A 24,371-nucleotide genomic window follows, 5' to 3' on the forward strand; every position below is an offset into this window, starting at 1 on the left:
ATGAAATATATGTAATAACTTTTTGCTCTCAAAACCACACCAAACTCTGCCCTCTAATCACAAAGTGTTTTGGCTGTTTGATGCAGTTTTCAAAGCAAAAGAAAAAGCCACGCTCATACTCGTGACTCATATTTCCTATTTCGATAACTTATAAATAATATATTGATTAAATGATACGCCCTCCTTATTTGCTTCTTGAATTAGTTGTTTACGCAATGAATCAGGAATAGACATGTTAAATATTCCAACGTTTCTCTTTTTTCCAGGCAGTATCCAACTTGTCTCTAAAAATTCTCTTTGTTTAACTAAATATTCTTTTCCTTTTGCGACTTGGTATAATTGCTCATAGTTTTCTTTAAAATTATATATGTATAAAAATTTTTCATACTCTGTAGTTGTATAGTACATTTTTAATTTTTCTGGTTTTCCCTGAAGTCCATTTACATTCTCTGCAAAAGGAATGGGGATATAAATTTCTACATCATTTTTCATATGATCTAAATACGCTTCGTAGAAATGTGGTTTGTAATGTTTTTTATCTAAATACAGTTTTATCTCACATTCTAAAATGACTTCAGGTGTCCCAATGAATTTAAGTTGAAAGAAACCTATTCTCCCTCCACTTAGTGTATTAGCCATTAATTTTAACTTCTCATAGTAATCAAATTCTATTATTTTTGAATCTTGATGAACATTTACCCCTTGTAACTTAACATTTGCTTGAAAATCATTGCACACAATATAAGGTCTAGCTTTCTTTTTATTTTCTAGTAGAACTTGTTTGGCCTGATAATCAATTTGTGTTTTTGCAACAATATAAGCTCCTATTACCCCTACAATTCCACCAAGCATCCCTAATGAACCACCTATTATGGTAGCTAAATTTTGACTATCACCTAGTATTGATTGGAATAATATAGCTAATATCGAAATAATAAAAGCTACAATAGAAATAGGTACTAGTATTGAAATTTTACCACTATCAATTTCATTTTCTCTTTCCATCTCCTCACCTCTTAATAAATATTAAGTTAAATTAAAGAAGTTATGTAATATAAATCTGATACAAAAAGCCTTACCGTGCTAGGATAAGGCTTGTCTACTGGGATAAAGTATTTAATGGTCACTCAATTTTGACATCGTGGCAGAGCGTACCCCGTTATTTCGTAATTGTGTTCTAGTTTTATAGTGCATTTCCGTGCACTTCGTTGATGTAGTAAGTTTGACTGAATTAAATGGAAAGTGGACGAAGTTCACATATAAACCACTCCTTTCAAAATTCGAAACTGTAAAAACAAAATTAATCTATAAATACAAAAAGCCACACCTTATTAGATGTGACTCGCAATAAAACCATTATGCTAATCTTAAAATGACAATAGATGCACTGATAACTTGTGTGCCCAAAGTAATGCTATTTAATAAAGTAACTGGGTTGACATTAATATTTCTTAATGTAAGAACATCTGATGCATTTAAAGTTGTTATTACTTGACCATTTTTCGTTGAGTTACCAGTAGAGTCTCCATAATTGGAACCAGCTATTTGGTTGTCGCCATTGAAAAGAGCAAATGCATTAGGGCCACCTCCAACATTCAACTCATAGGTAATAAGGTAAGTACCCGTTTGATTTATTATGATAGGTGCTGTTCCTGGTACATGTGTTACAAACCCTGCAGGTGTAATATTGCCATTTGTATTAAAAGTAACTTGGCCATTACTCGGGATAGTTAGTTGTAAAGTTGTATCATAAATATAAGCAGACCCTGGAAGCCCCATACCTACAGGTTGTTGTGGTACCTGTACTCCTTGATGGATATTTTTGTCATTACACCTTTCTTCGCAATCATCATGAATTCTGCTAATTCTTTTATTAGTTGGTTCCTTTTCACTTCTATTGAAACTGTCGAAACCCATTTTATCATCCTCCTTGTTTTATTACATTATTCAATGAAGGGACAAATGAAATAGACAATTTTACTAAACTTATATGTATTAATTAGCTTTTATTAACTAAATAAAAGACCACTATATTAAGTGATCTTTTTAACAAGGGAATGATTTATTTTTATACATATTATTCTTAACAAAACACGTAAGTTGGGGCATTGCCTTATCTCTTTAAAAATATGTGCCGGCCACGTATGTCTCGCTCCGAACAAGTTTATTCAGCGCAGGTCAGTCGTCGGTCTGTCTTTCCCTAATATTTAGGTTTTGGTAAATACCAGGGGAGGAAACCTTTACCGCGCCGTCCTCCCTCACAGTATACAATTAAATTGGTAAATCTATGAAACAACAGACATTTCGGACATTCTTTTGGCATTTCGCTGATAATCCTACGTACATGTCGTTCCGTAATCCCCTCTAGTTCAGCAATATGTTTCGTTTTCATACCTGATAACTTCCAGTGTAAAATAGTAATTTCTCGCTCTCTCTTAAGATGGCTAGAACTTTTATCAATGAATGCTATCTTATTTTGGTACTCTCTCACTAGTCGTTCTGGTAATATGCTTTTGTTTCTGAATGCCTGTTTAGGTGTTGGATCACTAATACCTCCACCTCTTGGCATGCCGATATTATCATAATCGGTAACCATAATATCGTTTGCATACGGATTCTCTGCCTCATATCCTAATGCTCTTTTTTGGTAACGGGCCTTTGTTGTTTAATGCTACTCACCGTTAAAATGAGATTTATCAATAAGCTTTTTGTCTACTGCTTGTTTGAGGCAATCCTCGAACTGCAGCTTTAAATGTTTCATTAGTAAATCGCATTATATCATCATCCTTTTCTGATTTTGCTTGGTGTGCCATGGCTCTTTGCGTTATTTCGTTTAGTAACGTTACCTTTCATATGGACATCCCATTTATCTTGGTTCTTCCACTTACGTATTTGCGAATCGAGTAATTCTAGTTGTTCTGCAATATCCTTTAGGAGCATTTGCCCTTTGCTTTCAAGCCACATTTGAAACGCTTTATAACATTTCGGATTTCTTGGTCTAGCCATATCTCATACACTCACTACCACCTCCATCATTTGTTTGTTATGTAATCACCCCATTATGCTAGTTGCTTAGAAATTAAAACAAATTTCTATACGACACATCGTTATGTCTAAAAAAATTTATCTTTTATTTTTCTCTAATAGCTGATTTATTTTGTTATCAGTATTTAGTAATACTTGTTTTATTTGTTTAATCTGATGTTCTTTTTGTAACATCTGCTCATACTTTTCCTGGAATAAAACTTTTATCTCAAGAAGATTTTGTATTTCTTTTTTTGTGAGTTTTTTATTTATATCAGTATTTCCCGACCATTCAAAAAGGATTTTGATTTCTTGGAGTGAAAATCCAGTTTGTTTAAGTTTAAGGATTGTTTCAACTATATCAATGTCTTTCTTATTATATTCACGCTGCTTATTTTTAATTTCTGGATGCAATAAATCCATTTTTTCGTAATACCGGATAGTATCTTTACTAAGGCCTGTACATACTGCAAATTCGGAAATTTTCATTATTATCACCTTCTAGATTATATATTTATAAACCATTAGGGCCATTATACAATGGAATATAAAACGAACGATATGATGGCTATACTTAATCCGTCCATTTGTTAATAGCCCTTCAGTAACTGCTAATATATGTAACAGAATAAATGCAAGTATCAACAGCATAAACATCCAGTTTTTGTTTGGTATAAATAATATTAAAAGAATACTAATTGATACGGTAATAAACAAAAACGTTTGTACTTGGAATCCGATTTCTTTCCATTTTTTTAGCCCTGCTATTCCTATTAAAACTGCGTATAAACCAATTAATATATTTGTGACAATTACCATTCCATCACTCCATTCTTTTTATTTCATTCATCTTAAAAGATGGAGTTGACTCCATGTCAATAGATAATAAACAATTTATTTTCACTCTCAAAAGTAAGTACCGTTTGCCCTAGCAGTCAAAGGGGGAGGAAACTGCTTGATACTCACTTTTCAGGGCAAAATAAAAACACCCAATTAGGGTGCGTTAATTTGACTTTCTTAAATTTTTCGATTAACCTTTTTTCGTGATTCTGTTCAATTGTTAGAGTAAGAGTATCTGCTAAATCAGCAAAGTTTGACTGAAATTATGGAAAGTGGGTGAAGTTCACAGGATAACCACTCCTTTATTTAAAGAAGATTTCAATTGAAACGAATACTGAAAATAAAAATACCCCAATATGGAACCAACCAGAAACTTTTCTCTCTCTTTGAAATTCTTTTATTCCAAGAACTAAAATCAATAATCCTAAGAAGAATAACACTAGGAAACTCAACTGATAATCACTTGTGATAATTGAGTAAGTTGAGAGTGATACTACTATGATTGAAAAAAGAATTTGTAATATTGTTAGCAAATTTATCATCACCTTTTAAATATTGTAGTTTGATTATACAATACAAAAGATAACATGGATATAATTACCATATATTTATAACCATCCATATTTGGTAAAAAAATGTGATTTTAAATTCAATTAGTTAGTGCTCGGAATTGTTCTTGAGTGGCCGAACTAATAGTTTAATCCCTTTTTACGCGTTCATCCACAAATTTGGTCCAAACCATGAATAAAGACGCTTTCCGTATTATTGAAAAGCGTCTGTTAGCCGAAAAATTATCTGCTTATAAACAGTGAATTTTCATACTTCATTTATTCATTGAGATAGCTGTATAGCTTACTAATTAGATCTTTGTCTACATCAACCTTATAGAGAGAACCTAGCATTTCATTCAAAGCTTCAACTATATTCAACGCGTTCTTATAAGCCAATTCTATCTCATTTTCTTTTAATTTTGAGGTTATAGATACATAATCTTTATACGACTCTGTACTTATATCTTCTTCTAAATTTTTTGTACTATTTAACCATCGTTCAACCGTATTTTCCTTTACCCTTATTAATTGTAGTATATACCTTTGCACAAGGGTTAAAGCCTCCAGAGAACGTGCTAACTCTCCTCTTCTCATAACATTTACACCCATCAACCAAGCATTCACGAAGTTATTAAAAGCGAAGTTAACATTCTCATCAGTCATTCGGTCTGGTCCAGCTCCACCTAAATCATCTAGTAAAGGCTTTAATTGCTCTGTAGAATCATAAATATACATAGACTCAGGATCGGGAAAAAGTCCTGTAGGCTTAAAACTTTTTATGATTTCTATTTTTGAGACAGGAAGAAAATGAAATTCTCCACGAATCATATTCGAAAAAATCACTACCTCTGTTCCAAACTCATTGTAAAAGATCAAGTGAATTGGATAAACTTCAGAAACCCAATGTCTAGAGCTAAATTTCTCCATCTTATCATCTTCAATGAATATATAAAACTCAACATCAGAATACTGATCTCCTTCACCTTTTGTAAAAGACCCATACATCATACATGCTGAAACAAACTCATCTGCAATACATTTATCTCTAACACTTTGAATAATTTTATTTTGAATTAACATATCTCCATCTCCTTATCTAATCATTTCTTTTTCAGATAAGGGATTTGTCTACTACTGGACAGCATGAGCAACACATGTATAATGCTCCTTCCATTTCTTAATCAGTATGAGTATAACATTATATATTATTAAGTTGTGAGTTCCAATTCAACCAGTTTTTCCGTACAATGAAATAGGAAACCGGATTTTTATTCAATAAAACTATTGATTATCTATTGCATTTGAAAGAAAGAAAAACGCCCGATTGTTGAAGATCTAATTAGTTCAAGAAGGACTGTTCTTTTGTAGATTTGTTAAATAAATCTATTCTTTCTTTCATACTTTCGTTCTTACTAATATCCCACCATTCAACGACCACATAAATCTCATCTATATCCTTAAGTGCAACAGATTCACCGTTTTTATTTAGGTATGGCCCTTTAATAGCACCAGTTGTATATTCTGCTATGTTCATCTCACCAGTAGCTGAATCAGAATGAACCACTGAATCATCACTATCTATAACCACATGCGTTTCAAAGTGGAAGGAATCTGTAATATACTCATTGACGTTTTTCATATTTAAAATCCCATGTCCTGCTTTAAAGTCTTCTGGTGTAATAACAATTTCATAACATAGATTCCAGCTTTCGCTTTCACCCATCAATAATAAATAATAATTATTACCACCTTTTTGAGCATTGCAGCCAGATAGTACAAAGAAAGGCAACATCAAATAAATCCAAGGTACTAAACCTTTTATATACTTCTTCATTAAATCCCCCTTTGAAACATTACTTTTATAAAATTTTAACATAAATATCCAATTCTCTGAAATTGAATGTAATTCAACAGGGTTCTTTAAATGAAGATAGACACATTCCTTACAAAAGAACTGTGCCCGATTGTTGAATATAGAAATGGTGAACAAGCTATAAAAATGGATATCTGTTATTTTACTAAAACCCACGTTAATTGAATAAGTTCTAACTTCCTTAACGTTCAAATTGAACTCTGGTCGTTGTTAGATAAAATATTTTAATTATATTGGTTATCCAATTAAAAGTTAAATTAATATATAACAAATTACGATTATACCTATTGAATTACCCAATTATCTCGTGTTAGTCTCATACGATCTACACTCTCTCCAAATACCTTTAAAGAAAAAGCATGGATAAACTAATAAATATAAATTAGGAATCCACCAAGAAATATCGAAATCTAAACGGATTGTCCAAAATGCTAAAGCTTGTAACCCTGAACAAAAAGTTAAAATTAATGATAAAAAAGCAAATTGTTTCCAAATATGTTTTTGTTTCGAGTACAAGTACAAGCTTAAAAATCCAGTCAACGAGATTAACAAATCTAAAGGTAGAAAAGACCAGTTCCATGCAACCAAAATAGGATTTTGATAATCTTTAAACAAATATTCTTGTGGAATCATATGAAAAATTGTTATGAACCAATATATAATAAACCCAATATCAGTAATAAGGAAAAAATATTTTAAACGTTTCAATTTACACGTTCCTCCACCATCTCTTTGTTTTTCTCTTCATGTGCCGAACTATTAAAATTTAAGATAACGACTCCAATTAAAATAAAAAGAATCGCTAGTATCTTAATTACATTGATACTTTCTCCAAAATAAAAGAAACCAATTATTGTAATCGTAACAATTCCCATACCTGACCAAACCGCATAGGCAACGGACATCTCCATCCCCTTTAATGCAAATGACAAAAATGAAAAACATACGATATAAAACACAAAAATAAGAATACTTGGGACGAATTTCGTCAGTCCATCAGATAGCTTCATCGCAGTTGTACCGGCTACTTCAAATAAAATCGCTAAGCCTAAATAAATCCACTGCATTATTCTCCCTCCTTCTATTTGGAAATAGCAATTCCATACAGCAACATGTCCATAATAGATTCGAGCATACTCTTCAATGTATAATTACTCTTTTCAATAAACAAAGGATCATATATGCGATTGAGTGAACCTAAATATACTTCAATAAAAAACGGAATATTAATTTGTCTAATATTCCCTTCTCTCATTCCCTCTTCTATTAATCGGATTACAGTAGACCAACCTTCACGTAAAAACTGATCTAATTTCAACCATTGATTATAATGGTGTTTTTTTAGTTCTACTAATAAATGTGCATCTATGAATATAAATTGTTGTGGAATACAAATTAAGATGCGTCTTATTTTTTCAACTGTTTGTAACGTATCATCTTCAGCAATATGTTTTTCCTTTTCTTGAATACTTTCTATTACATTACGAATAACTTCATCTACTATCTCATCCTTTGAAGAGAAGTACTCATAGATTGTCCTCTTACTCACAGCTAATTGTTTTGCTAAGTCACTAATTGTAAATGTAAACCCCTTCGTTTGAATTTGGTGAATTGTTTCTGTTAAGATTCTCTGTTTCATAATCCGCCCCCTAAACTTTTGGTACTGATTCGGTTTTTATAGTACCATCATCATTTTACAATTTTAATATCATCTATACAACTAGCATTTTACTAAACCTTTTATCTAACGAATAAAATACTAAAAAAAGACACCCAATTTCTACATGAGTATCTTAATCAAATTTTAAGTTTAACTCCAAAGACTCCAAAATGAACTTCTCATTCAGGAATCGCCCTATTCTGGCATAATAGCTAATGGGATACTAACTATTCATAAGCTTTTGTATGCAACTTGAGCGATTTGTTGTTCACCATTCTTCTCAAAAAATTTATAAGTTTCCATCCCGATTTTTTCCGCAACTTTTTGTGATGGAATATTTTTTAAGGTCGTATATGAAAATATTTCAGAATAGCCAAGAACATTAAATGCATATTCCTTACAAGCAGACGCTGCTTCTGTGGCATATCCCTTATTCCAATACTCTTTAATAATGTGAAACCCAATTTCAGGTAACCTTACACCATCGATGTTCTGCATTGTTATTCCACAATCACCGATAAATGTATCCCCTTCTTTTAAAACAATTGCCCATAGACCGTGCTTATATTGCTTATAATTTTTCTCATTCCATTTGATCCAATTTTTAACCTCTTCTTGGGTAAATGGATGAGGGTAATATTGCATAGACTCTGGGTCAGAAAGCACTTTTGATAATTCGTTACAATCGTCCATTTTTAACTCTCTAAGGTATAATCGTTCCGTCTCGATTATCTTCATAATATCCATCCTTTGCAGTTAATTTTTTTGCCACAAAATGGCCCTTTGCATGAAGAAAGATGCTTTCTTATTTCAGAAAAGCGCCCGATTGTGAAAGATCATTAGCATATTTTCTTCTTAACCTAAATCATCCGTTAGTTCAATAGTAATACATTATTTAAGCAACGGGTGAAGACCTATTAGCAAGGGTGCATACACGATTAATGGAATAAGCAAAATCACTGCACCAATTTTTTTAATTCCCTTTTGTAATAGTAAAAGAGAAGTAATGAAAAATAATGGGTAAATAATAAAAGCTATTATTAATATACCATCAACTAATCGATATAGTTTTCCTGAAAATGCTCCTATGAATGGGATTGAGATCCATTCTAGTACGCTAAACGCAATAACCAATATCCATAACCATTTAAGTGTCATCACTAATCACCTCTAAATCCCTATTGTTCAAATAAAAACCCTTATTCCATTTTACTCGTTCAGAGAATTTTTTTAACTCCAATATCATGTCCCATTGAAGCATTAACATTAAACATGACTATAGGATTCATATGGTCCTTTGTATTTATTAATATATAAAAAACCGATTTTCCTTGTCTCAAGGGGAATCGGTTCTTTTAAGTCAGTCATCTAATGAACATTGAACTTCATTATAATTTGTAAGTTTGGATAGTAGTTCAATAAGTTGTTGTCGCTGCTCTTGAGTCAGATTCTTTAATAAAATATCTGCTGCCTCTTCTTCAAGCAATCGTACTTTTTTAATTTGCATTTGTGCATTGTCAGTTAATTGTATCAAAGTAGCTCGTCGGTCTATTGGATCAGGCATCCGAACAAGAAGTCCATCCTGTTCCAATGCATCTACAAAGTCAGTAACCGTTCGGGCCTTTACCCCTAATTTGGCTGCTAACTCGCTCATTCGTATTTTCTCTACTTCAGAAACAGCAAGTAAAACACGAAGTCTGGGTCCTGAAATTTGAAACGGCATGTCAAGATTTGATAGATGTGCTTCAAATTCTCTCTGGATATAATGAGAAGTCTTAATTAACGCATGAATACCCTCTACTGCAGATGTTTTTGAAGAATGTTGATTTGTCATAAAAATTCCTCCTTGACAGTTTTAAATTAATCGCATAAACTCATTTTGAGTAAACTTATATTGAGTAAGCTCACTAAATCAATACCCTATAATATCATTGTACCATAGAAGGGTATTGTGAAAAAAAAACAATATATTGGAGGGATTATCTTGTTAATTATATCTATTATTCTTCAAAGCCTGCTAGCCTTAGTGTTCTTGTTGACTGGGTTTATGAAGGTATCTGGTAATAAACAGCAAGTAGAAACATTCGAGCACCTTAACCTACCTCAATGGTTCCGAGTGATTACTGGATTGGTACAACTAATTGGGGCCGCTGGTTTAATTATCGGTTTTTGGAATCCTGGAGTAACAGCATTAGCTGGCTTATGGCTTGCGATTACGATGCTTGGTGGAGTGATGACGCATATTAGGGCAAAGGATTCTATCACTCAGGCAATTCCAGCATTCATACTGGCGATACTGGCAACTATCATTACTATTTTTAACTTATCTGACATGCTGAACCTGTTTTCTTAAATTGTTCGATACTTAATAATACACCTATGATATCAAGATATTAACAGTATATCTACACTCTAAAAGGAGATTTATATCGTATGACAGTAAAAACAGAAAATAACAATGAAGTATTCTCTATTAGAACCATCATAGGCCCCTTATTAGCTGTCATTGTTGGTATGATGATGGTAATTCTTGATAGTACGGCGATGAATGTTGCCTTGCCTGGCATAGTGACAGATTTTAAATCTGATGTTTCGACCATGCAATGGTCCTTAACAGGTTATACGCTCGCTTTATCAGCTGTCATTCCTTTAGCTGGTTGGATGACGGACCGATTTGGAGCAAAAAAGATATTTTTAATTACAATTACCTTTTTTACAATTGGATCCGTTCTCTGCTCTGTTGCACAAACTCCTGAACAGCTTATCCTCTATCGAGTTATTCAAGGACTTGGGGGAGGAATGGTAGCACCAATAGGAATGACCATTATTTTCCAACTCGCTCCTTCGGATAAAATTGGGTCTGTAATGGGGGCACTTGGGGTTCCGATGCTTTTAGCACCTGCTTTAGGACCTGTTCTAGCAGGATATCTAGTTGAATACGTTACTTGGCATTGGATTTTCCTTATTAATTTACCAATCGGGATTATTGCAATTTTGGTTGGATTGAAATTTTTACCGAATGTTGAACGAAAGACCGCTGCATCCCTTGATTATTTAGGGATTCTATTAGCGCCTATCGCATTCGCAATGCTAGCCTATGGAGTGAGTGAAGGTGGCAAAAGCTGGACTTCAATAGAAACTCTTACTGGATTAATTGTAGGTGGAGTTGCTCTCATTCTATTCATAATTGTTGAACTTCGTCAAAAGCAGCCTTTACTAGAGCTGAGAGTTTTTGGATCATCTGACTTTAGAAAAGGAATTGTGATTTCATGGATTTCTCAAATCGCATTATTTGGGGTTATGGTTATTGTCCCGTTATTTTTACAAACAGTAAGAGGTTACGGTGCATTAGCTACTGGTTTAATTCTTCTCCCACAAGCTCTTTCATCGGGTGTTATGATGCCAATTGGAGGGCGTTTATATGATAAAATAGGTGCTCGTCCTTTAGCTATAACTGGCTTGTCTATTATTACCGCAGCGCTAGTTATGCTTTCCCGAATTTCTATGGACACAACTACAGGATTTATCATTACATGTTTAGTGATGATTGGAGCAGGTATGGGACTATCCATGATGGCAATTAATACCCATGTTCTTCAATCTGCTCCCAAACATCTTGTAAGTCGCGTCACACCATTAACAACAGCGGCCCAACAAGTAATGGTTTCATTTGCAGTAGCAGGTATGACTGGGTTTCTAACGTCAAAAATTACTACTCATATGAAAACAATAGCTGACCCAATGGAAGCTACCTTTTCTGCCTATGGTGACACATTCCTTCTAGCTGCTGGGATTGCATTAGCAGGTGTGCTTTTAGGAACAATCCTTGGTAGACCAAAACAACAGTCGGAACATGCTGAAGATGATGAAACAAAAGAAGCTAATGCAAAAATGAGAGTAGGACATTAGATAAGACAATAAACTATATTTTACCCCCATCCAAAACAGGATGTGGGGTATGCGCTTTGGAAATATTTACGTTTTATCAACGTCATCAACTGCTCTAACAGATGAATTGATCTTCTGCTCCGTTAGTCATCCCTGTAAAATTTGACCACTATCTGTATTTAGTAATCATGCCAATCCATTTTATAAAATCTTGTGTGTCCCCCTTGAAATTGATGCTCATTTTACCAAACAGTTAGAGAAACATCATTGATACATTGTTTAAATTTTTTGTTTGGTTATCCACCATTCGGTCTCCGAACAGATTCTCTAAAATTTTGAAGTATGTAATCAATAATTTTTTTCATGATAAAAGCAGGATCTATACAAACTTGATATTAACACTTACATCGATATCCAATAATTAGGTAAATCATGTAGGGAGTAGAAACGCGGAGTTGTAGTGAATTCGCGTTTCTTTGTAGTTCCCTTTTATCTTTTCTGGTTAATGTAATCTTTTTGAGCTCCTTCATAGCTTCCGATAACATTTTGATAGCCAGGTAATTGGCTTGCAAGTAAAGCACCAAAACCTTCGATGTCGTTTCGCCAATCTCTTTGCAATTCACTGGCAATACTAAACCAGTTCATCAGTTGTACGCCACTATGGGCCATACGCATTAATGCCGCATCTGCAACTTGTTTACTGAAAGTTCCTGACGCATCCGTTACGACAAATACTTCATAGCCTGCGTTAAGCGCTGATAATGCAGGAAAAGCAACACAAACATCTGTTACAACACCCGCAATAATCAATTGCTTTTTCCCAGTCATTTTAACTGCATTGACAAAATCCTCATTATCCCAGGCGTTGATCTGTCCAGGGCGTGGAATCTTAGGCACATCTGGAAACAACTCAACAAGCCCTTGCATCAGTGGTCCATTTGGTCCGTTTTCAAAACTTGTGGTCAAGATGACAGGTAAATTAAAAAACTTCGCGGTATGTGCAAGTGCGAGGACGTTGTTTTTAAATTCATCTACCCCATAGTCACGTACTAAACCAGAAATTAATCCTGTCTGATGATCGACTAAAAGTAAGGCTGCATTATCTTTTGATAAACGTGTATACAAGTCAGCCATTCTGTTGCTTTCCTCCTTTATTTTAACTTGCAAAAGGCTAGTAGAACCCTGATTTGCAGACTTAATATGGTCAATTGTATAGACACGTATTCATATATTTCTCAACTATTAGTATGTATATTTTATTGGAGACGTAAGCAATTTACTTTAGAAATGATGTTGCTTTCTTCTGAAAACAATAAAATAAGGCATAGGAAGGGATTCCGTTGCCTTATTTTTTATTTGCTATGTTTTTTAATTAAATCTACGAATGCATCAATGAAGGTTTGTAAAAATTTAACCGTTCTTTCATCTTTCACATTACCGTTTTCATCTAGTAAATCAGCCACATTTCCAATATAAGCTTCAGGTTGTTGTAGTATTGGCATATTTAAGAATACTAAAGGTTGACGTAAATGATGATTAGCACCAAATCCACTCAATCTACCAGGTGATTGGCTGATAATTGCTGCTGGTTTGCCATCCCATACATTTGCTCCATAAGGACGAGAACCCACATCCAATGCATTCTTTATTACTGCAGGTATAGAACGGTTATATTCAGGAGTTACGAATAAAACAGCCCCAATTTCCTTCATCTTGTTACGGAAAGCCGTATATTCTGAAGGTGCATTGTCTTCATCATCAAAATCCTGATTATAAAAAGGTAAATTTCCTATTTCGACAAATTCTGTTTTATATCCTTCAGGGAATAAAGATGCAACATGTATTGCAAGTTTTTTTGAAAAAGATTCTTTCCGAAGACTACCAACCAAAATACCAACTTTTATCATTAAAGTTCTACCTCCCTATTTATGTTTTTTGCGGGCCATGGACATAGATATTTTCTTTGTCTCTCCAAGTTAGTTTTCCAGAAAACTAAAATCAAAAGTAATAGTGATTCCTCTCCGTTCTTTCATTTCTAAAAACATTGTATCTACTTGTCGCCATGCGGTTTATGCAATGGTCATTACACTTCCGTATTTTTATTATGGAACGGAACAAAATTATTTAAACCACTTATATAAATACCATAAAAAAAGAAGTACATGTTGTCTCCTCTACCCTTTCCCTCTAAAATAAAACAAAAACCGTCATATTAAACTTTGCGAATCCAATTCAAGCCTTTAAGGAATATCTACAGCTCACTAACATCGCCTAGAACCTTCTATTAATCAATAATTTCTTTTGTTTACTTCAGTAGGTATGATTGATTGTTAGTATTCATGGTCGTGACATCTAAATAACTAATTTTATTCAAAAATATGCCCTTTCCATGAGTAAAGACGCTTTCCTTAATTTCAGAAAAGCGCCTGATTGTTGAATAAAATGATATTGTTCCTTAACCATTTTAATACCTATAATCTCCATACATTATTTATTAGATATCCATTCATATAGAATATCTGGTAAATTTTCTTCATTTTCGTGCCCTCTAGAAATGATTTTAAATCCGTTCTTTTCATAAAATCGTCGAGCGTTTTCATTTACTTCAAATGTATATAATGATAATCTCCCACTTGATTGTTCTTTTGCTTTATCTAGTAATGTTTGACCTATACCGAATCCTTGATAATCAATATGAATATAAAGTTGGCTTATTTCCCTTTCATTATAGGCAATCATACCAACTACATTGTCATCAATTAACGCTACATCTATTTGATACTGCTCAGGTAATATATGATTTAAAAAGTATATATGATTTTCAAAGCTATGGGCTTCTTTCTGACCAATAGCCCTTTCCTTACTTTCTCGCCACATTCTCACTGTCTGTTCAGCATATTTTGGATTATACTGAGTTATTAATAATTTGTGCGGGTTCACCACATTACCTCCTTAAGGGTTTTCACTATTGCGCCCGTTTCTGGAATAAGTATATATGATCACGGACATCACAATAGGTTTTTCTAAATTTGCTTTAGGCCAAGCTAAATATGAACCTCCGAAAAGAAGCCCTTTTGTTTATCAACTATAATTGATTTTTTATTGCTTCATTAACTGCCCAGCTTTGATGTTCATGGAATAATTTTCCCATTGCATCGATGGGTTCTATCCATTTAAGGAAATGTTCTTCTTCCGTTGCTTTATTTATTTGCATCCCTATATCGCATAAATAAAAATAACCTTCGCTAAGATAATACCTATTTTCATTTGTGGAATAAAAATATCTTCTGGCACACCCTACATAATTACCCATTTCAATAGCCATCCCCATTTCTTCAAGGGCTTCTCTTTTTAAACATTCTTCATGAGTCTCATTATTTTCAATTCCGCCGCCTGGAAGAAAATACTTTCCATCAATTGTTTGAATAATCGCTAAATTTTCTTTATGACTATCGAACATTAAACAATAAACAGCTGGTCTCCTTATGTATGCTATATCTTCTTTCTTTTCACCGAATGTGATAATATCCATAATTTAATCTCCCCCTGCCATTATTCAATTTTAACATAAATACCCAATAGGCATGTATTAGTTATCTAATCATTAATGGCCCGATTGCGGTACAGCAACTCCCTACAGCCACTAAATAATTTCCCTATACTATAAATGAGAAAAGACCAGGTACTCACTTTTAGATGAGCGCCTGGTTATTTATCCCTTCTGGAACTTTTTCAAAATCAAAACATTTACACAATATGATCTTTAAAGAAACTATTTGGATCCAGTCTTACTTTTTCCTGATTATAGTATCCCCAAGTGCAATTCCAACAAAAACAACCAAAACTGTTAGAATTAATAGGGCTCTAAAAATAATATATGCAATTTGATCGAACATCGTCTCACCTTCTTTTCTTCATTTTTCCTACAATTATATTTTGAAATTATCCAACTTCTAATGAAGATTTAATCAATAAATGCCCAAAATCATTTGTGCTTTTTAGAACATAGTTTACGTCTTTAAAAAGGATATATGCAACCTCACTTTTAATATTTATGGACCTTCAAAATATGATACGAATAAGGAGTAAAGACTTTAATTGTAGGATTGGTATTTAATAAAAAAATTAGGCTTCCTTGATATATCTATGATTGTTATGTACCCACTTTGTTTGATCTTAATCATATTAAATGTCGTAGTGTAGGTTGTGCGGCTCAATTTGAATTGAAATTGTGCCTAATCAAACAGGAGGGTTATATAGCGTTTACGGGCGAACAGCTTCAGGTGTAATCATTGATGCCTAACAATTTGTAAACTCAGAGTTAACACCGATTCTTTAATTATCTAAACAGATTTTAACTGTTAAAATCAATGAAGGCTTATATTCAGTTTTAAGGCTATGAGATAATGACATAACTAGCTTCAAACAATAGGAAAGTGAAAATGAGAGTACTCCATTCAGCATTTAAAAATAATAGACAAAGTCGAAAAAATCGACTTTGTCTATAGTCTGAAGAATCCCCACAATGAATATACATTTTTAATTTAATTCTAAATCTTTGTTAACTGAACGTTCTTGTTATTAAACTTAGGCCTCTTCCATTAGTGAAAAAGCATTCCTTCACCAACAAAAAATGAACCTTATTTTAATAATTATTTTTCTTTTACATAAAAGAAACCGGTTCAATTCTCTTGGATGTTCGACTTCCATAATAAGTCGGTTGGTTAGGGGTTAGGACAATCTCCAATAACAATCATACCTTTACATTTACTTATTGAAATCCACCGGCTTCAAATGCCTATCATTTATATGTTGATTTACCAGTGTTTCAAAACGTGGACATCTTTTCTAATTGCCGCAATCGTAAATGCATTTGTATTCTCATTTATTTTGGAACCATTATTTTTGTGGTTACATATATATGAACCCTATCATTGGAAATACACTTATTCTTTCATTGCCCCCTTCCTAACGTTTCAAAAAGCACAGTATAGAGCGGTTTCAGGAATGTTGACTAAGAAAAATCACCCCTAATATGAAAGCAGTGCATTTCCGACATTTTTAAATTAAATGGAAAGTCGACTAAATTAGAAATATTAACCACCAACTTATGTAGATCATTGCGAAGCTGTGAATTGATACATTGATATATATACCGCAAATAAAAATAGCCAGATTAGTAACCAACCGTAAACTTTTCTCTCGCTATGAAATGCTTCAATTCCTTTAGTTAACATGAATAAACCTGAAAAGAATACCATTAAAAAAATTAGATTATAATTATGTGTTATAAGTAGGTAAGACGAAAGTAAGACTGTTATGATGGCACAAACAATTTGTAAAACTTTCAGCATACTATTCACCCTTCTTCAAATATCATACAACAAAAAAGACAACTAGGAAATAATTGTAAATACTTAATTCTATGTTTCGGCGGTGTATGTCCTGCCACGAACACGGTTATGCAAAATGTGGTATATTTTAACATGCAAGAAATTCTAGGAATCTAGGTTAGATTCACTCTTTGCTTTAAATAATTTAATCATGAGGTATAAAAAATGGAAATAAATACGTTAGAAAAACTAAATGGAAGGCGTGATGTTTTTGAATTTATGCGAGGTGATTTTAAAAACGAACATTGGCATAAATCTTCTATCTTTTTAACAACAGAAGCCTTTGATGTTTTGCATTTATACATAGAAGAAGTTTTACCGGATTTTAATTACTTTGGTCCAAACAAAGTTAATCGAGAACAATGGAATCAAATCGCTTTCAATGCAATTTCATTAAATAATTCAGTGGATATCGCTTTTCTCCGTTTTTTTAATAGCCTAGATTATTGGGTAAAAGAAAATTTCGAGGAACACATTTGTTTCTCAATTTGTGGTCCATAACAATTTCCTTCTACTTTTGAATATTATCACAAAATATTCCAGCGCCTTATCATTTGTCGTAGATACTTCTTAATTATCTTGTCTAATCACTTAGACTTGTCGATAAACGCTTTTCTAATGATTCAATTGCAAGTTTAAGTGCAGTTAAACGTCGGTCATTTAATGTTTTTTGAGAACTACCTTCTTTTGCTTTTGCGATCTGCTTTTCGATAGATGGCATGATATCTTCTAGAATTTTCTTAGAAATCAATATGGCTTCTTCATCATAAGAAAAGTTTTCCCCATTCCAAATATTTTTGAGGCTTTCTAAACCCATTTTCACAGCGTTTAGCCTCTTTTTAACAAGAGTGGTGTTAACCCCTTTTTCTGTCATACGTTGATAAGCAGTTGCAAGTTTATTACACGTCGACTCCAGAGATTTAATAGATTGATTTTGGATTTCTTGGCTGATAGCCTTCATATTGGAACCTCGCTTTCCTTTGACAAATTTACTGTATAATGCGTTATTACAAACGAATAGTTGATTATATCAAGAATGAAGACAGGCTTCAAATGTCCCTTATTCAAAAAACAGGCCTCATTCGAGAACCTGTTGGTTGTTCCTTATATAATTAATCAATAATTTTTCCACCTGTGTTTTCAACGCCTGATTTGCATAACGGAGGACGACATCATTACCCGTAGTTGCAACTTGCACATCACTAAAATATTCATCCACACGATGCCAGCCAACCACTCGTATACGCTGCTGTGCAAGCTGTCTTTTGAGGTCAAAATACTCTTGGCGTAAATCCTTTAATAACGCATCCATCAATGGAAGAAAGACAACTTTCATTTTAAACTGTTCTGCTTTTTGATAATCAATCTGCAATGATTTTACCGCTAGTTCTATTAATAAGTACTTGTGTAACAGCTGGCGTTGTTCAGGTTTAATCATAATAATCAGCTTCTAGTTGAGCTGACTTTATACTTTGAATGGGGATTGTTTTCGTTTTAAGTAATGTTTCGAGTATGAGTTCTGTAGTAGTAATCGCTTTAATAATTCCTGTCCATTGTGTTGTTTTACCTGCCGTCCACACGTCTAGCTTGACATCTAGCTGCTGACGATAAGCGTGATCCATTGTTTGTTGTAATTCTTCTAGTTCCCATTCAGCTAATTCTCTCGGCTTATCAGTAACATCTTGTTTGTATTCTTTGAGAAAATCTAAATGCTCTGGCATCATCATGGCTGCCCATTTTATCGTTCCTCTGTCCTTTATCATTCAATCACTCCTATGCTAAATGTCCACCAACTAAGCGATCACGGCTGATAGCAGTACCAGCGCTTGTAAATGATACCGCTCGTAATAATGCTGTCGCCCCAAATTTATTACGTATTGCATCCATTGTTGGTCCAATCAATTGCCGCTGTGGTTTTCGCTCGTCAAATAAATCTAATTGGATACTATGCTCTCGCTCTAAGTTGGATATCCGGACAGAAAGCTGTCGAGCTGGCTCCCCTGCAAAATGCTCATCGAGTAATTCAATACAGACTTTATACATTTCAAGTGTTTCATTTGTTGGAACAGCAATCGTTCTTGAACGGTGGAATCCCTTCGTCATCGCATTACGACTGTACGATAAACCTAAGCTGATGGTGCGGCCAACAAAACCGGCATCTCTTGCACGTTTCATAACATCCTCGCACATTTCTAAGAGAACGACTGATATTTCTTTTCGTGTGTGATAATCTCTCATCAACATTTGTCCCGTACCGAAGCTTAAAGCTCCGTTTGTAATTAATGGCTCACCCAGTTTAGATAAATCAATTCCCCAGGCGTGATGATATAATTGGTTGCCCATAATGCCAAAGCGTTTTTCTAATTCATCTAAATCAGCATTAGCTAATCCACCTACTGTTTGAATGCCCATCTTATTTAGGTTGGCTTCCATTTGCTTACCTATGCCCCACATTTCTGATAAAGGTCGTACAGGCCATAATTTTGTTGGCACATCATCATAAGTCCACTTAGCAAAGCCTGTTTTCTTTGCCTCGATGTCCAAAGCCAATTTAGCCATCAGCATATTGGGCCCCATCCCTATAGCGCTTGGCACATTAAATTGATCAAGAATTGCTCTTTGAATTTCTTTCGCTGTTTCTTCAGGAGATCCCCATAATTTTTCTGTGCCAGTTAAGTCCACAAAGCTTTCGTCCACACTATAAACATGTATGGCGTCCACTGGTACATAGTTAGCGATTAGCTTTGTAATAGTCATCGACATCTGGATGAAAAAACTCATTTTTGGTTCAAACAATTTTATATCTGGATGTTGAGGGATTTCATAACGTCTATTACCTGTCTTAATTTTAAATCGCTCTTTCATTGCTGGGGATGCTGCTAACACAACACTGCCTGGTTGATTAAAATTACCCACGACTGCAATTGGGTCATTTAAAATATCTAACCCTTCTAACATGGCAATACAGCTTGCATAAAAACTCTTCATATCGATGCATATAATAGGTCGATTCGGCATACCCTCATAGTTCATACAACCTCACGCCCCTTACTTACTATAGGAATAACTGCTAGAACATTGCTGATTAAAAAAGTACGCTTTGCCTGCCTTGTAAAACAAAATGCTTGGAATGAATCGCCAACGATTTTAATAACCTTTACTCGCCTTTTTGTTACAGACCCATTTTTAGATACATACATCATGTTTACCAATTGATTACGTTGCATAGCCTTAATCAGTTGTTCCCTCATCAAAGTTTCCTCCTAATACGCGAAATGTTCCTATTTGTTATTTTATACAGGAACACTTGTTTGTATACATAATAGAACAAATGTTTGTATTTTGACAAGATAAAAATTATGGAAATAAAAAAGGCTACCTTAATTTGATAGCCATTCACATTCTTCATTGAAATTAATACATGTATTCTTTTCATCCTGTGGGTAATCAATCATTTGATGACATTGTCTGATTACGTTTGATTAAAAAACATAATGGCGCTACTATTTCCATACTCTAGCACCTTTAACAACATTTCTACATACAATTTGAAATAACTTAAATGAAAAAAGTCTAGGCTCAAATTGAATACCTAGACTTTTTTGGAAACAAGATGGAATCTTTTACGAATAGATGATCATATAAATTCTAAACAAAACTTTATTAAATAATAATATGAATAAACTAGGGGTAAAGAAACCCTTCATCCGTTTAAACTGCGCAGAGCGATTTTTTATTTATATTAGTAGCCGTATGGACGGTAGTATGGTTGGCGATAGTATGGTGGATAGAACGGAAAGAATGGATAGAATGGGTAGAATGGATAATATGGGTATTGATAACGTGGACGTCTTCTTCTACGACGTCTCCCATAACTGTCATAATCATATTCATAGTCATCATCATATCTATCTCTGTCATATTGATCATAATAATCGCGCATAATGTTTCCTCCTCTCGATATCGGTATAGGTTATGCTAAATTAGGCTTGAGGGCTATGCATTTGCCTATATTTAACATTATTCATGGTGATTGGCATTTAATCCGTTATTCAATTCCTTATTCCAAGCTCCCAAACAAAGAGCATTCGTTCGCTTTTTTTATCCAGTAAACATCCTAAACTTAATTACAAACCATTTAAAATTTATATGAAATATATCCCATCAAAAAAGCCTTCATCCTAAGATGAAAGCTTCCCATGGTTAGTTATTCGGTGCATGCAAGCCAAGCGCTTCTTAAAACGCTTGGATAGTAGGGCTTTTTGTTACAGTAGTTTTTTTATGTATAAGTAACCCTAAATTGCACAAATTAATATCGAGTGTATCGCACGCACTTGCTGTGGCGCTAGTTGACCGTCACGGCCTCCCCATTTATTACTTTGGGTCACTTCCAACTCAAGTGACCCTTTTTTATTGTTTCAATATATTTACTCCCAACGAACAGGAAGTAAGTCGTTTATAGTAAGGACAGTATTGTCTTTTACCATTACCTCACATTTATAGTTATCGTCATGAATTTGACAAATGAATTCTCTACATCTTCCGCATGGAGGTATTATTGTTCCATCCTGATAAACTGCAATAACTTTTTTTACTCTACTTTCTCCATCAGTAATCATAGCAGCAATTGCTGCATGTTCTGCACAAAATCCCATGGAGCAAGGAGTATCTATACATACCCCTTTATAGACCTTACCATTGTCACTTAAAATGGCTGCAGCAACCGAACCTGCATAAGAATTTTTTGAAATTTGCTTTGGGTTTAAGACACTTTTTGCAATATTATATAGTTCTTCAAATTTCATAACTTCGACCCCTTTTAATCATATTGTTTAGTAAATTGCTGTAGTGTCTGTAAATGCTGCAGCTTTTTTATGTTATCCTTTATATTCCAACCCAATGAGTTATTACAAAAATCGATAAATTGGTGTGTAAAGCATTGAGGTAGTGACTCTTTTGCAACGTAATGGTAGGATAATTTATGAATTTTTTAAACAATATTTTAATCATTCTTTTTCTATTCTAAAGGCAATAAACTATAAAACCCAATGTAGCTGAGCATATAAATAGTAGTGTTAAGCTAAATTAGTTTAACAGGGACCTCCTGAATTGTTACTTAGGGTCACTACTATCCCAGGTGACCCTTCTTAAATTAAACATTATGGAAAAACACTCTATTTTGAAGAAACATTCAAATAGAGTGTTTTTAGCTTGGATAATCTGCTGCATCATGTCTATTATGTATAGCCACTCAATTAACGAAAGATTACTCCATTTTATCCACTTATTAGTCTCACTCAAGTCGTTGTTAATTTAGCATAGATGATAAAAAACAGCGTCATTTCTCCCATAATTACAACGTTTGGCACTTCTACAATCAAATTAATAATAAAGAAGGAAGCTAAGATCCCTATAAATAATACTAAATGATAAAGTTTTAAACGATCTTGACTAAACCTGTATTGATGAAAAACAATAGTAGTTGTCATGAAGTATAGGCATACGGAACCGAAAATAAAATATAAATCAAATGAATAATGAACCTCATTTAGATACAATAGTTTAATGGAAGCAGCAATCATGCTCAAAGACATTAATATGAATAGATGCCCATAAATAATGGTTTGGCCTGATGTTTTGATCGATTTGTCAACTTTCTTTTCAACATTTTCAAAATACTGCCACCACATTGAAACTATAAGAATAAACGATATGAGGGAAAATAAAATAGCATCCCAATCCCCTTTTTGAGGCTGCAGCACATAAAGGGTGCTAACGACTGATTCTCCGAAAAGAATGAGTGTTAATGAAGCAAAGCGTTCTAATAAATGAGACGTATAAGACGGAGCTTTCACCAAATATTTACGCCCCAAAAAAGGCACCAGGATATCAACTAAAATCCCTGTATACAAAATGCTATAACGAATCCATGAATCAAAAAATATAGAAAAACAAGAGATGATGATGCCAATCCAAAAACGTGTACCAAAAAATTGCGCTACCTTTTTCCTATCGCCCTCTTCAAAACGTTGAACAACCAAATATTGGATAGCTGTTAGAGCTCTTAACCCAATATAGCCAAAAAGAAACGACAGATAATATTCATCAAAGTTAACCGATAAGCTGGCTGTCATAATAAGGACAAATAGCATCTGAAAAATTGTAAAAATACGCTGATATAAAAAATCTTGTCCAAAACGATTAATAAACAATGTTTGTCCTACCCAAGACCACCAGATAGGGATAAATATTAAAACAAACTTCAAAAAGTATTCCGGGCGAATTTCCCCCTTTTCAACATGAAGTAATACATTTGTGGCAGTCGAAACAGCCGCTACAAATATCAAGTCATAAAAAAGTTCTAACCAGGTTATTTTCTTTTCTTCCATTATCACCATACTCCTTCAAATTTTGAAACATCACTTATTCTCTTAACTGCTTAGAAGGTTATGGTTTGAACCTATAAATACAACTTGTAAGCACACTACCTTTTTAATTCACTATGACCATCTGCTGAAGCTTGCAATGCCGAGGAAAGTCCTCGTCTAATAAAGTTTGCAGAAACAGGCGCTCTCCCTATTTCCCTTGCCCATATCGATAATTGGCCTATATGATGAATTTCATGTGCTATAGTATGGCGAACGATTTCACCCCATGTATGTGTTTCAATTCTTCCGTCTTCTAATGTGTTATGAAGTAAACGCTCTTCCATACTGTCATCCCATTGGTTTACAAAGCTTTCAACCTCTGCATGAAATGCCGATGCCAATTGACGAACCTTTTCCAAGCTATTATAGTCGTCAAAGCTCTCCTGAAAATCGGTCTTACCTTGTAAAATACGGATCCAACTCCATTCGACATCAATTATATGGAAAAGTGTATGTAATATACTACCCATTCCCCCAGTTCTGTTTTGCAGGAGTTCCTCTTCGCTCAACTCTTCACACCAACGAAACCAGTCTTCTCTTACCATCCAATTATATTTAAAAAATAATTGCAAAAAAACCCCTCCTAGTTGAAAAATAAAATACTAGCAAGTTATTATTTCGTCAAATGAGGGTAGGATTCCTTTTTCTCTCACATATGCTCTTACTCTTTCTGATCTTCCACGCCTGTTTAATTTAAAATCCAATTAGACCTTC

General features: G+C 33.8%; 31 protein-coding genes and 1 pseudogene. 4 read left to right on the forward strand and 28 right to left on the reverse strand.

Annotation, left to right across the window (positions count from 1 at the left end):
- Window positions 1–135: 135 nt before the first annotated feature.
- The 14 genes from RT445_RS13500 to RT445_RS13565 form a co-directional block, all read right to left on the reverse strand.
- The gene (locus RT445_RS13500) at window positions 136–1,005 is read right to left on the reverse strand and encodes a toxin-antitoxin system HicB family antitoxin (RefSeq protein ID WP_274793298.1); all 870 of its coding nucleotides are present in this window, start codon (window positions 1,003–1,005) and stop codon (window positions 136–138) included.
- A gap of 351 nt (window positions 1,006–1,356) precedes the next feature.
- Window positions 1,357–1,917: a hypothetical protein gene (locus RT445_RS13505; RefSeq protein WP_274793299.1), complete on the reverse strand. Its 561-nt coding sequence runs from the start codon at window positions 1,915–1,917 to the stop codon at window positions 1,357–1,359.
- Between the two features lie 864 nt (window positions 1,918–2,781).
- The gene (locus RT445_RS13510; protein ID WP_274793300.1) at window positions 2,782–3,006 is read right to left on the reverse strand and encodes a phage terminase small subunit-related protein; all 225 of its coding nucleotides are present in this window, start codon (window positions 3,004–3,006) and stop codon (window positions 2,782–2,784) included.
- A gap of 117 nt (window positions 3,007–3,123) precedes the next feature.
- Complete coding sequence (locus tag RT445_RS13515) at window positions 3,124–3,513, reverse strand: helix-turn-helix domain-containing protein (RefSeq protein ID WP_274793301.1); 390 nt, start codon at window positions 3,511–3,513, stop codon at window positions 3,124–3,126.
- 12 nt (window positions 3,514–3,525) lie between these two features.
- Window positions 3,526–3,843, reverse strand: coding sequence for a hypothetical protein (locus RT445_RS13520; RefSeq protein ID WP_274793302.1), 318 nt, complete (start codon window positions 3,841–3,843; stop codon window positions 3,526–3,528).
- 323 nt (window positions 3,844–4,166) lie between these two features.
- On the reverse strand, window positions 4,167–4,406 hold the full coding sequence (locus RT445_RS13525; RefSeq protein WP_274793303.1) for a DUF3953 domain-containing protein: 240 nt from the start codon (window positions 4,404–4,406) through the stop codon (window positions 4,167–4,169).
- A gap of 285 nt (window positions 4,407–4,691) precedes the next feature.
- A complete protein-coding gene (locus RT445_RS13530; protein ID WP_274793304.1) occupies window positions 4,692–5,495 on the reverse strand; it encodes a nucleotidyltransferase in 804 nt (267 codons plus the stop codon).
- Window positions 5,496–5,754: 259 nt separating this feature from the next.
- Window positions 5,755–6,249 carry a hypothetical protein gene (locus RT445_RS13535; RefSeq protein ID WP_274793305.1) on the reverse strand — a complete coding sequence of 165 codons (495 nt, stop codon included), beginning with the start codon at window positions 6,247–6,249 and terminating at the stop codon, window positions 5,755–5,757.
- Between the two features lie 339 nt (window positions 6,250–6,588).
- Window positions 6,589–6,996, reverse strand: a complete 408-nt coding sequence (locus tag RT445_RS13540; protein ID WP_274793306.1) for a YvaD family protein — start codon at window positions 6,994–6,996, stop codon at window positions 6,589–6,591.
- Entirely contained in the window at window positions 6,993–7,355 is a 363-nt protein-coding gene (locus RT445_RS13545) for a DMT family transporter (protein WP_274793307.1), read from the reverse strand. Before RT445_RS13545 ends, RT445_RS13540 begins: the two co-directional genes overlap by 4 nt.
- A gap of 14 nt (window positions 7,356–7,369) precedes the next feature.
- On the reverse strand, window positions 7,370–7,927 hold the full coding sequence (locus tag RT445_RS13550; protein WP_274793308.1) for a TetR/AcrR family transcriptional regulator: 558 nt from the start codon (window positions 7,925–7,927) through the stop codon (window positions 7,370–7,372).
- 252 nt (window positions 7,928–8,179) lie between these two features.
- A complete protein-coding gene (locus RT445_RS13555) occupies window positions 8,180–8,686 on the reverse strand; it encodes a GNAT family N-acetyltransferase (protein WP_274793309.1) in 507 nt (168 codons plus the stop codon).
- 153 nt (window positions 8,687–8,839) lie between these two features.
- The gene (locus RT445_RS13560; protein WP_274793310.1) at window positions 8,840–9,106 is read right to left on the reverse strand and encodes a hypothetical protein; all 267 of its coding nucleotides are present in this window, start codon (window positions 9,104–9,106) and stop codon (window positions 8,840–8,842) included.
- Between the two features lie 202 nt (window positions 9,107–9,308).
- Window positions 9,309–9,782 (reverse strand): MarR family winged helix-turn-helix transcriptional regulator, encoded by a 474-nt coding sequence (locus RT445_RS13565; protein WP_274793311.1) that lies wholly within the window; start codon window positions 9,780–9,782, stop codon window positions 9,309–9,311.
- Between the two features lie 150 nt (window positions 9,783–9,932).
- Between RT445_RS13565 and RT445_RS13570 the strand changes: the two genes are divergently transcribed.
- Together RT445_RS13570 and RT445_RS13575 are read left to right on the forward strand one after the other, a co-directional pair.
- Complete coding sequence (locus tag RT445_RS13570) at window positions 9,933–10,301, forward strand: DoxX family protein (protein ID WP_312506420.1); 369 nt, start codon at window positions 9,933–9,935, stop codon at window positions 10,299–10,301.
- Between the two features lie 80 nt (window positions 10,302–10,381).
- Window positions 10,382–11,857, forward strand: coding sequence for an MDR family MFS transporter (locus tag RT445_RS13575; protein WP_274793313.1), 1,476 nt, complete (start codon window positions 10,382–10,384; stop codon window positions 11,855–11,857).
- A 468-nt stretch (window positions 11,858–12,325) separates the two neighbouring features.
- Here RT445_RS13575 and ycaC read toward each other — a convergent pair whose 3' ends face one another.
- The 4 genes from ycaC to RT445_RS13595 form a co-directional block, all read right to left on the reverse strand.
- Complete coding sequence (ycaC, locus tag RT445_RS13580; RefSeq protein ID WP_274793314.1) at window positions 12,326–12,970, reverse strand: isochorismate family cysteine hydrolase YcaC; 645 nt, start codon at window positions 12,968–12,970, stop codon at window positions 12,326–12,328.
- 218 nt (window positions 12,971–13,188) lie between these two features.
- Window positions 13,189–13,743, reverse strand: coding sequence for an NADPH-dependent FMN reductase (locus RT445_RS13585; protein WP_274793316.1), 555 nt, complete (start codon window positions 13,741–13,743; stop codon window positions 13,189–13,191).
- 580 nt (window positions 13,744–14,323) lie between these two features.
- Window positions 14,324–14,776 carry a GNAT family N-acetyltransferase gene (locus RT445_RS13590; RefSeq protein ID WP_274793317.1) on the reverse strand — a complete coding sequence of 151 codons (453 nt, stop codon included), beginning with the start codon at window positions 14,774–14,776 and terminating at the stop codon, window positions 14,324–14,326.
- Between the two features lie 145 nt (window positions 14,777–14,921).
- On the reverse strand, window positions 14,922–15,368 hold the full coding sequence (locus RT445_RS13595) for an NUDIX hydrolase (protein WP_274793318.1): 447 nt from the start codon (window positions 15,366–15,368) through the stop codon (window positions 14,922–14,924).
- Window positions 15,369–16,058: 690 nt separating this feature from the next.
- Between RT445_RS13595 and RT445_RS13600 the strand changes: the two are divergent.
- A pseudogene (locus tag RT445_RS13600) lies at window positions 16,059–16,139 on the forward strand (ATPase); the annotation flags it as partial.
- An 814-nt stretch (window positions 16,140–16,953) separates the two neighbouring features.
- On the opposite strand, the gene RT445_RS13605 reads toward RT445_RS13600, so the two are convergent.
- Window positions 16,954–17,190, reverse strand: coding sequence for a DUF3953 domain-containing protein (locus RT445_RS13605; RefSeq protein WP_313470720.1), 237 nt, complete (start codon window positions 17,188–17,190; stop codon window positions 16,954–16,956).
- Window positions 17,191–17,394: 204 nt separating this feature from the next.
- Here RT445_RS13605 and RT445_RS13610 point away from each other — a divergent pair, with 204 nt between their 5' ends.
- On the forward strand, window positions 17,395–17,730 hold the full coding sequence (locus RT445_RS13610) for a hypothetical protein (RefSeq protein WP_274793319.1): 336 nt from the start codon (window positions 17,395–17,397) through the stop codon (window positions 17,728–17,730).
- Between the two features lie 82 nt (window positions 17,731–17,812).
- Here RT445_RS13610 and RT445_RS13615 read toward each other — a convergent pair whose 3' ends face one another.
- The 9 genes from RT445_RS13615 to RT445_RS13655 all read right to left on the reverse strand — a co-directional run bounded on the left by RT445_RS13615 (window position 17,813) and on the right by RT445_RS13655 (window position 24,229).
- Window positions 17,813–18,190, reverse strand: a complete 378-nt coding sequence (locus RT445_RS13615; RefSeq protein ID WP_274793320.1) for a hypothetical protein — start codon at window positions 18,188–18,190, stop codon at window positions 17,813–17,815.
- A gap of 117 nt (window positions 18,191–18,307) precedes the next feature.
- Window positions 18,308–18,667: a YhjD family protein gene (locus RT445_RS13620; protein ID WP_274793321.1), complete on the reverse strand. Its 360-nt coding sequence runs from the start codon at window positions 18,665–18,667 to the stop codon at window positions 18,308–18,310.
- Window positions 18,660–18,992, reverse strand: coding sequence for a YolD-like family protein (locus tag RT445_RS13625; RefSeq protein WP_274793322.1), 333 nt, complete (start codon window positions 18,990–18,992; stop codon window positions 18,660–18,662). The genes RT445_RS13620 and RT445_RS13625 overlap by 8 nt, the downstream gene beginning before the upstream one ends.
- 10 nt (window positions 18,993–19,002) lie before the next feature.
- A complete protein-coding gene (locus RT445_RS13630) occupies window positions 19,003–20,262 on the reverse strand; it encodes a Y-family DNA polymerase (RefSeq protein WP_274793323.1) in 1,260 nt (419 codons plus the stop codon).
- On the reverse strand, window positions 20,259–20,480 hold the full coding sequence (locus tag RT445_RS13635; RefSeq protein WP_274793325.1) for a transcriptional regulator: 222 nt from the start codon (window positions 20,478–20,480) through the stop codon (window positions 20,259–20,261). The genes RT445_RS13630 and RT445_RS13635 overlap by 4 nt, the downstream gene beginning before the upstream one ends.
- A 491-nt stretch (window positions 20,481–20,971) precedes the next feature.
- Window positions 20,972–21,172, reverse strand: a complete 201-nt coding sequence (locus RT445_RS13640) for a hypothetical protein (RefSeq protein WP_274793326.1) — start codon at window positions 21,170–21,172, stop codon at window positions 20,972–20,974.
- 484 nt (window positions 21,173–21,656) lie between these two features.
- The gene (locus RT445_RS13645; protein ID WP_274793327.1) at window positions 21,657–22,034 is read right to left on the reverse strand and encodes a cytidine deaminase family protein; all 378 of its coding nucleotides are present in this window, start codon (window positions 22,032–22,034) and stop codon (window positions 21,657–21,659) included.
- Window positions 22,035–22,526: 492 nt separating this feature from the next.
- Window positions 22,527–23,618 carry a low temperature requirement protein A gene (locus RT445_RS13650; RefSeq protein ID WP_274793328.1) on the reverse strand — a complete coding sequence of 364 codons (1,092 nt, stop codon included), beginning with the start codon at window positions 23,616–23,618 and terminating at the stop codon, window positions 22,527–22,529.
- A gap of 95 nt (window positions 23,619–23,713) precedes the next feature.
- Complete coding sequence (locus tag RT445_RS13655; protein WP_274793329.1) at window positions 23,714–24,229, reverse strand: DinB family protein; 516 nt, start codon at window positions 24,227–24,229, stop codon at window positions 23,714–23,716.
- Between the last annotated feature and the right edge of the window lie 142 nt (window positions 24,230–24,371).

The sequence above is a fragment of the Lysinibacillus sp. genome, assembly GCF_032093475.1.
Taxonomy (GTDB): Bacteria; Bacillota; Bacilli; order Bacillales_A; family Planococcaceae; genus Lysinibacillus; species Lysinibacillus irui.

Bases quoted from the DNA above. Each gene is read 5' to 3' on its own strand.
- RT445_RS13500 (WP_274793298.1), bottom strand. From the start codon at position 1,005: ATGGAAAGAGAAAATGAAATTGATAGTGGTAAAATTTCAATACTAGTA.
- RT445_RS13505 (WP_274793299.1), bottom strand. From the start codon at position 1,917: ATGGGTTTCGACAGTTTCAATAGAAGTGAAAAGGAACCAACTAATAAA.
- RT445_RS13510 (WP_274793300.1), bottom strand. From the start codon at position 3,006: ATGGCTAGACCAAGAAATCCGAAATGTTATAAAGCGTTTCAAATGTGG.
- RT445_RS13515 (WP_274793301.1), bottom strand. From the start codon at position 3,513: ATGAAAATTTCCGAATTTGCAGTATGTACAGGCCTTAGTAAAGATACT.
- RT445_RS13520 (WP_274793302.1), bottom strand. From the start codon at position 3,843: ATGGTAATTGTCACAAATATATTAATTGGTTTATACGCAGTTTTAATA.
- RT445_RS13525 (WP_274793303.1), bottom strand. From the start codon at position 4,406: ATGATAAATTTGCTAACAATATTACAAATTCTTTTTTCAATCATAGTA.
- RT445_RS13530 (WP_274793304.1), bottom strand. From the start codon at position 5,495: ATGTTAATTCAAAATAAAATTATTCAAAGTGTTAGAGATAAATGTATT.
- RT445_RS13535 (WP_274793305.1), bottom strand. From the start codon at position 6,249: ATGAAGAAGTATATAAAAGGTTTAGTACCTTGGATTTATTTGATGTTG.
- RT445_RS13545 (WP_274793307.1), bottom strand. From the start codon at position 7,355: ATGCAGTGGATTTATTTAGGCTTAGCGATTTTATTTGAAGTAGCCGGT.
- RT445_RS13550 (WP_274793308.1), bottom strand. From the start codon at position 7,927: ATGAAACAGAGAATCTTAACAGAAACAATTCACCAAATTCAAACGAAG.
- RT445_RS13555 (WP_274793309.1), bottom strand. From the start codon at position 8,686: ATGAAGATAATCGAGACGGAACGATTATACCTTAGAGAGTTAAAAATG.
- RT445_RS13560 (WP_274793310.1), bottom strand. From the start codon at position 9,106: ATGACACTTAAATGGTTATGGATATTGGTTATTGCGTTTAGCGTACTA.
- RT445_RS13565 (WP_274793311.1), bottom strand. From the start codon at position 9,782: ATGACAAATCAACATTCTTCAAAAACATCTGCAGTAGAGGGTATTCAT.
- RT445_RS13575 (WP_274793313.1), top strand. From the start codon at position 10,382: ATGACAGTAAAAACAGAAAATAACAATGAAGTATTCTCTATTAGAACC.
- ycaC (WP_274793314.1), bottom strand. From the start codon at position 12,970: ATGGCTGACTTGTATACACGTTTATCAAAAGATAATGCAGCCTTACTT.
- RT445_RS13585 (WP_274793316.1), bottom strand. From the start codon at position 13,743: ATGATAAAAGTTGGTATTTTGGTTGGTAGTCTTCGGAAAGAATCTTTT.
- RT445_RS13595 (WP_274793318.1), bottom strand. From the start codon at position 15,368: ATGGATATTATCACATTCGGTGAAAAGAAAGAAGATATAGCATACATA.
- RT445_RS13605 (WP_313470720.1), bottom strand. From the start codon at position 17,190: ATGCTGAAAGTTTTACAAATTGTTTGTGCCATCATAACAGTCTTACTT.
- RT445_RS13610 (WP_274793319.1), top strand. From the start codon at position 17,395: ATGGAAATAAATACGTTAGAAAAACTAAATGGAAGGCGTGATGTTTTT.
- RT445_RS13615 (WP_274793320.1), bottom strand. From the start codon at position 18,190: ATGAAGGCTATCAGCCAAGAAATCCAAAATCAATCTATTAAATCTCTG.
- RT445_RS13620 (WP_274793321.1), bottom strand. From the start codon at position 18,667: ATGATTAAACCTGAACAACGCCAGCTGTTACACAAGTACTTATTAATA.
- RT445_RS13625 (WP_274793322.1), bottom strand. From the start codon at position 18,992: ATGATAAAGGACAGAGGAACGATAAAATGGGCAGCCATGATGATGCCA.
- RT445_RS13630 (WP_274793323.1), bottom strand. From the start codon at position 20,262: ATGAACTATGAGGGTATGCCGAATCGACCTATTATATGCATCGATATG.
- RT445_RS13635 (WP_274793325.1), bottom strand. From the start codon at position 20,480: ATGAGGGAACAACTGATTAAGGCTATGCAACGTAATCAATTGGTAAAC.
- RT445_RS13640 (WP_274793326.1), bottom strand. From the start codon at position 21,172: ATGCGCGATTATTATGATCAATATGACAGAGATAGATATGATGATGAC.
- RT445_RS13645 (WP_274793327.1), bottom strand. From the start codon at position 22,034: ATGAAATTTGAAGAACTATATAATATTGCAAAAAGTGTCTTAAACCCA.
- RT445_RS13650 (WP_274793328.1), bottom strand. From the start codon at position 23,618: ATGGAAGAAAAGAAAATAACCTGGTTAGAACTTTTTTATGACTTGATA.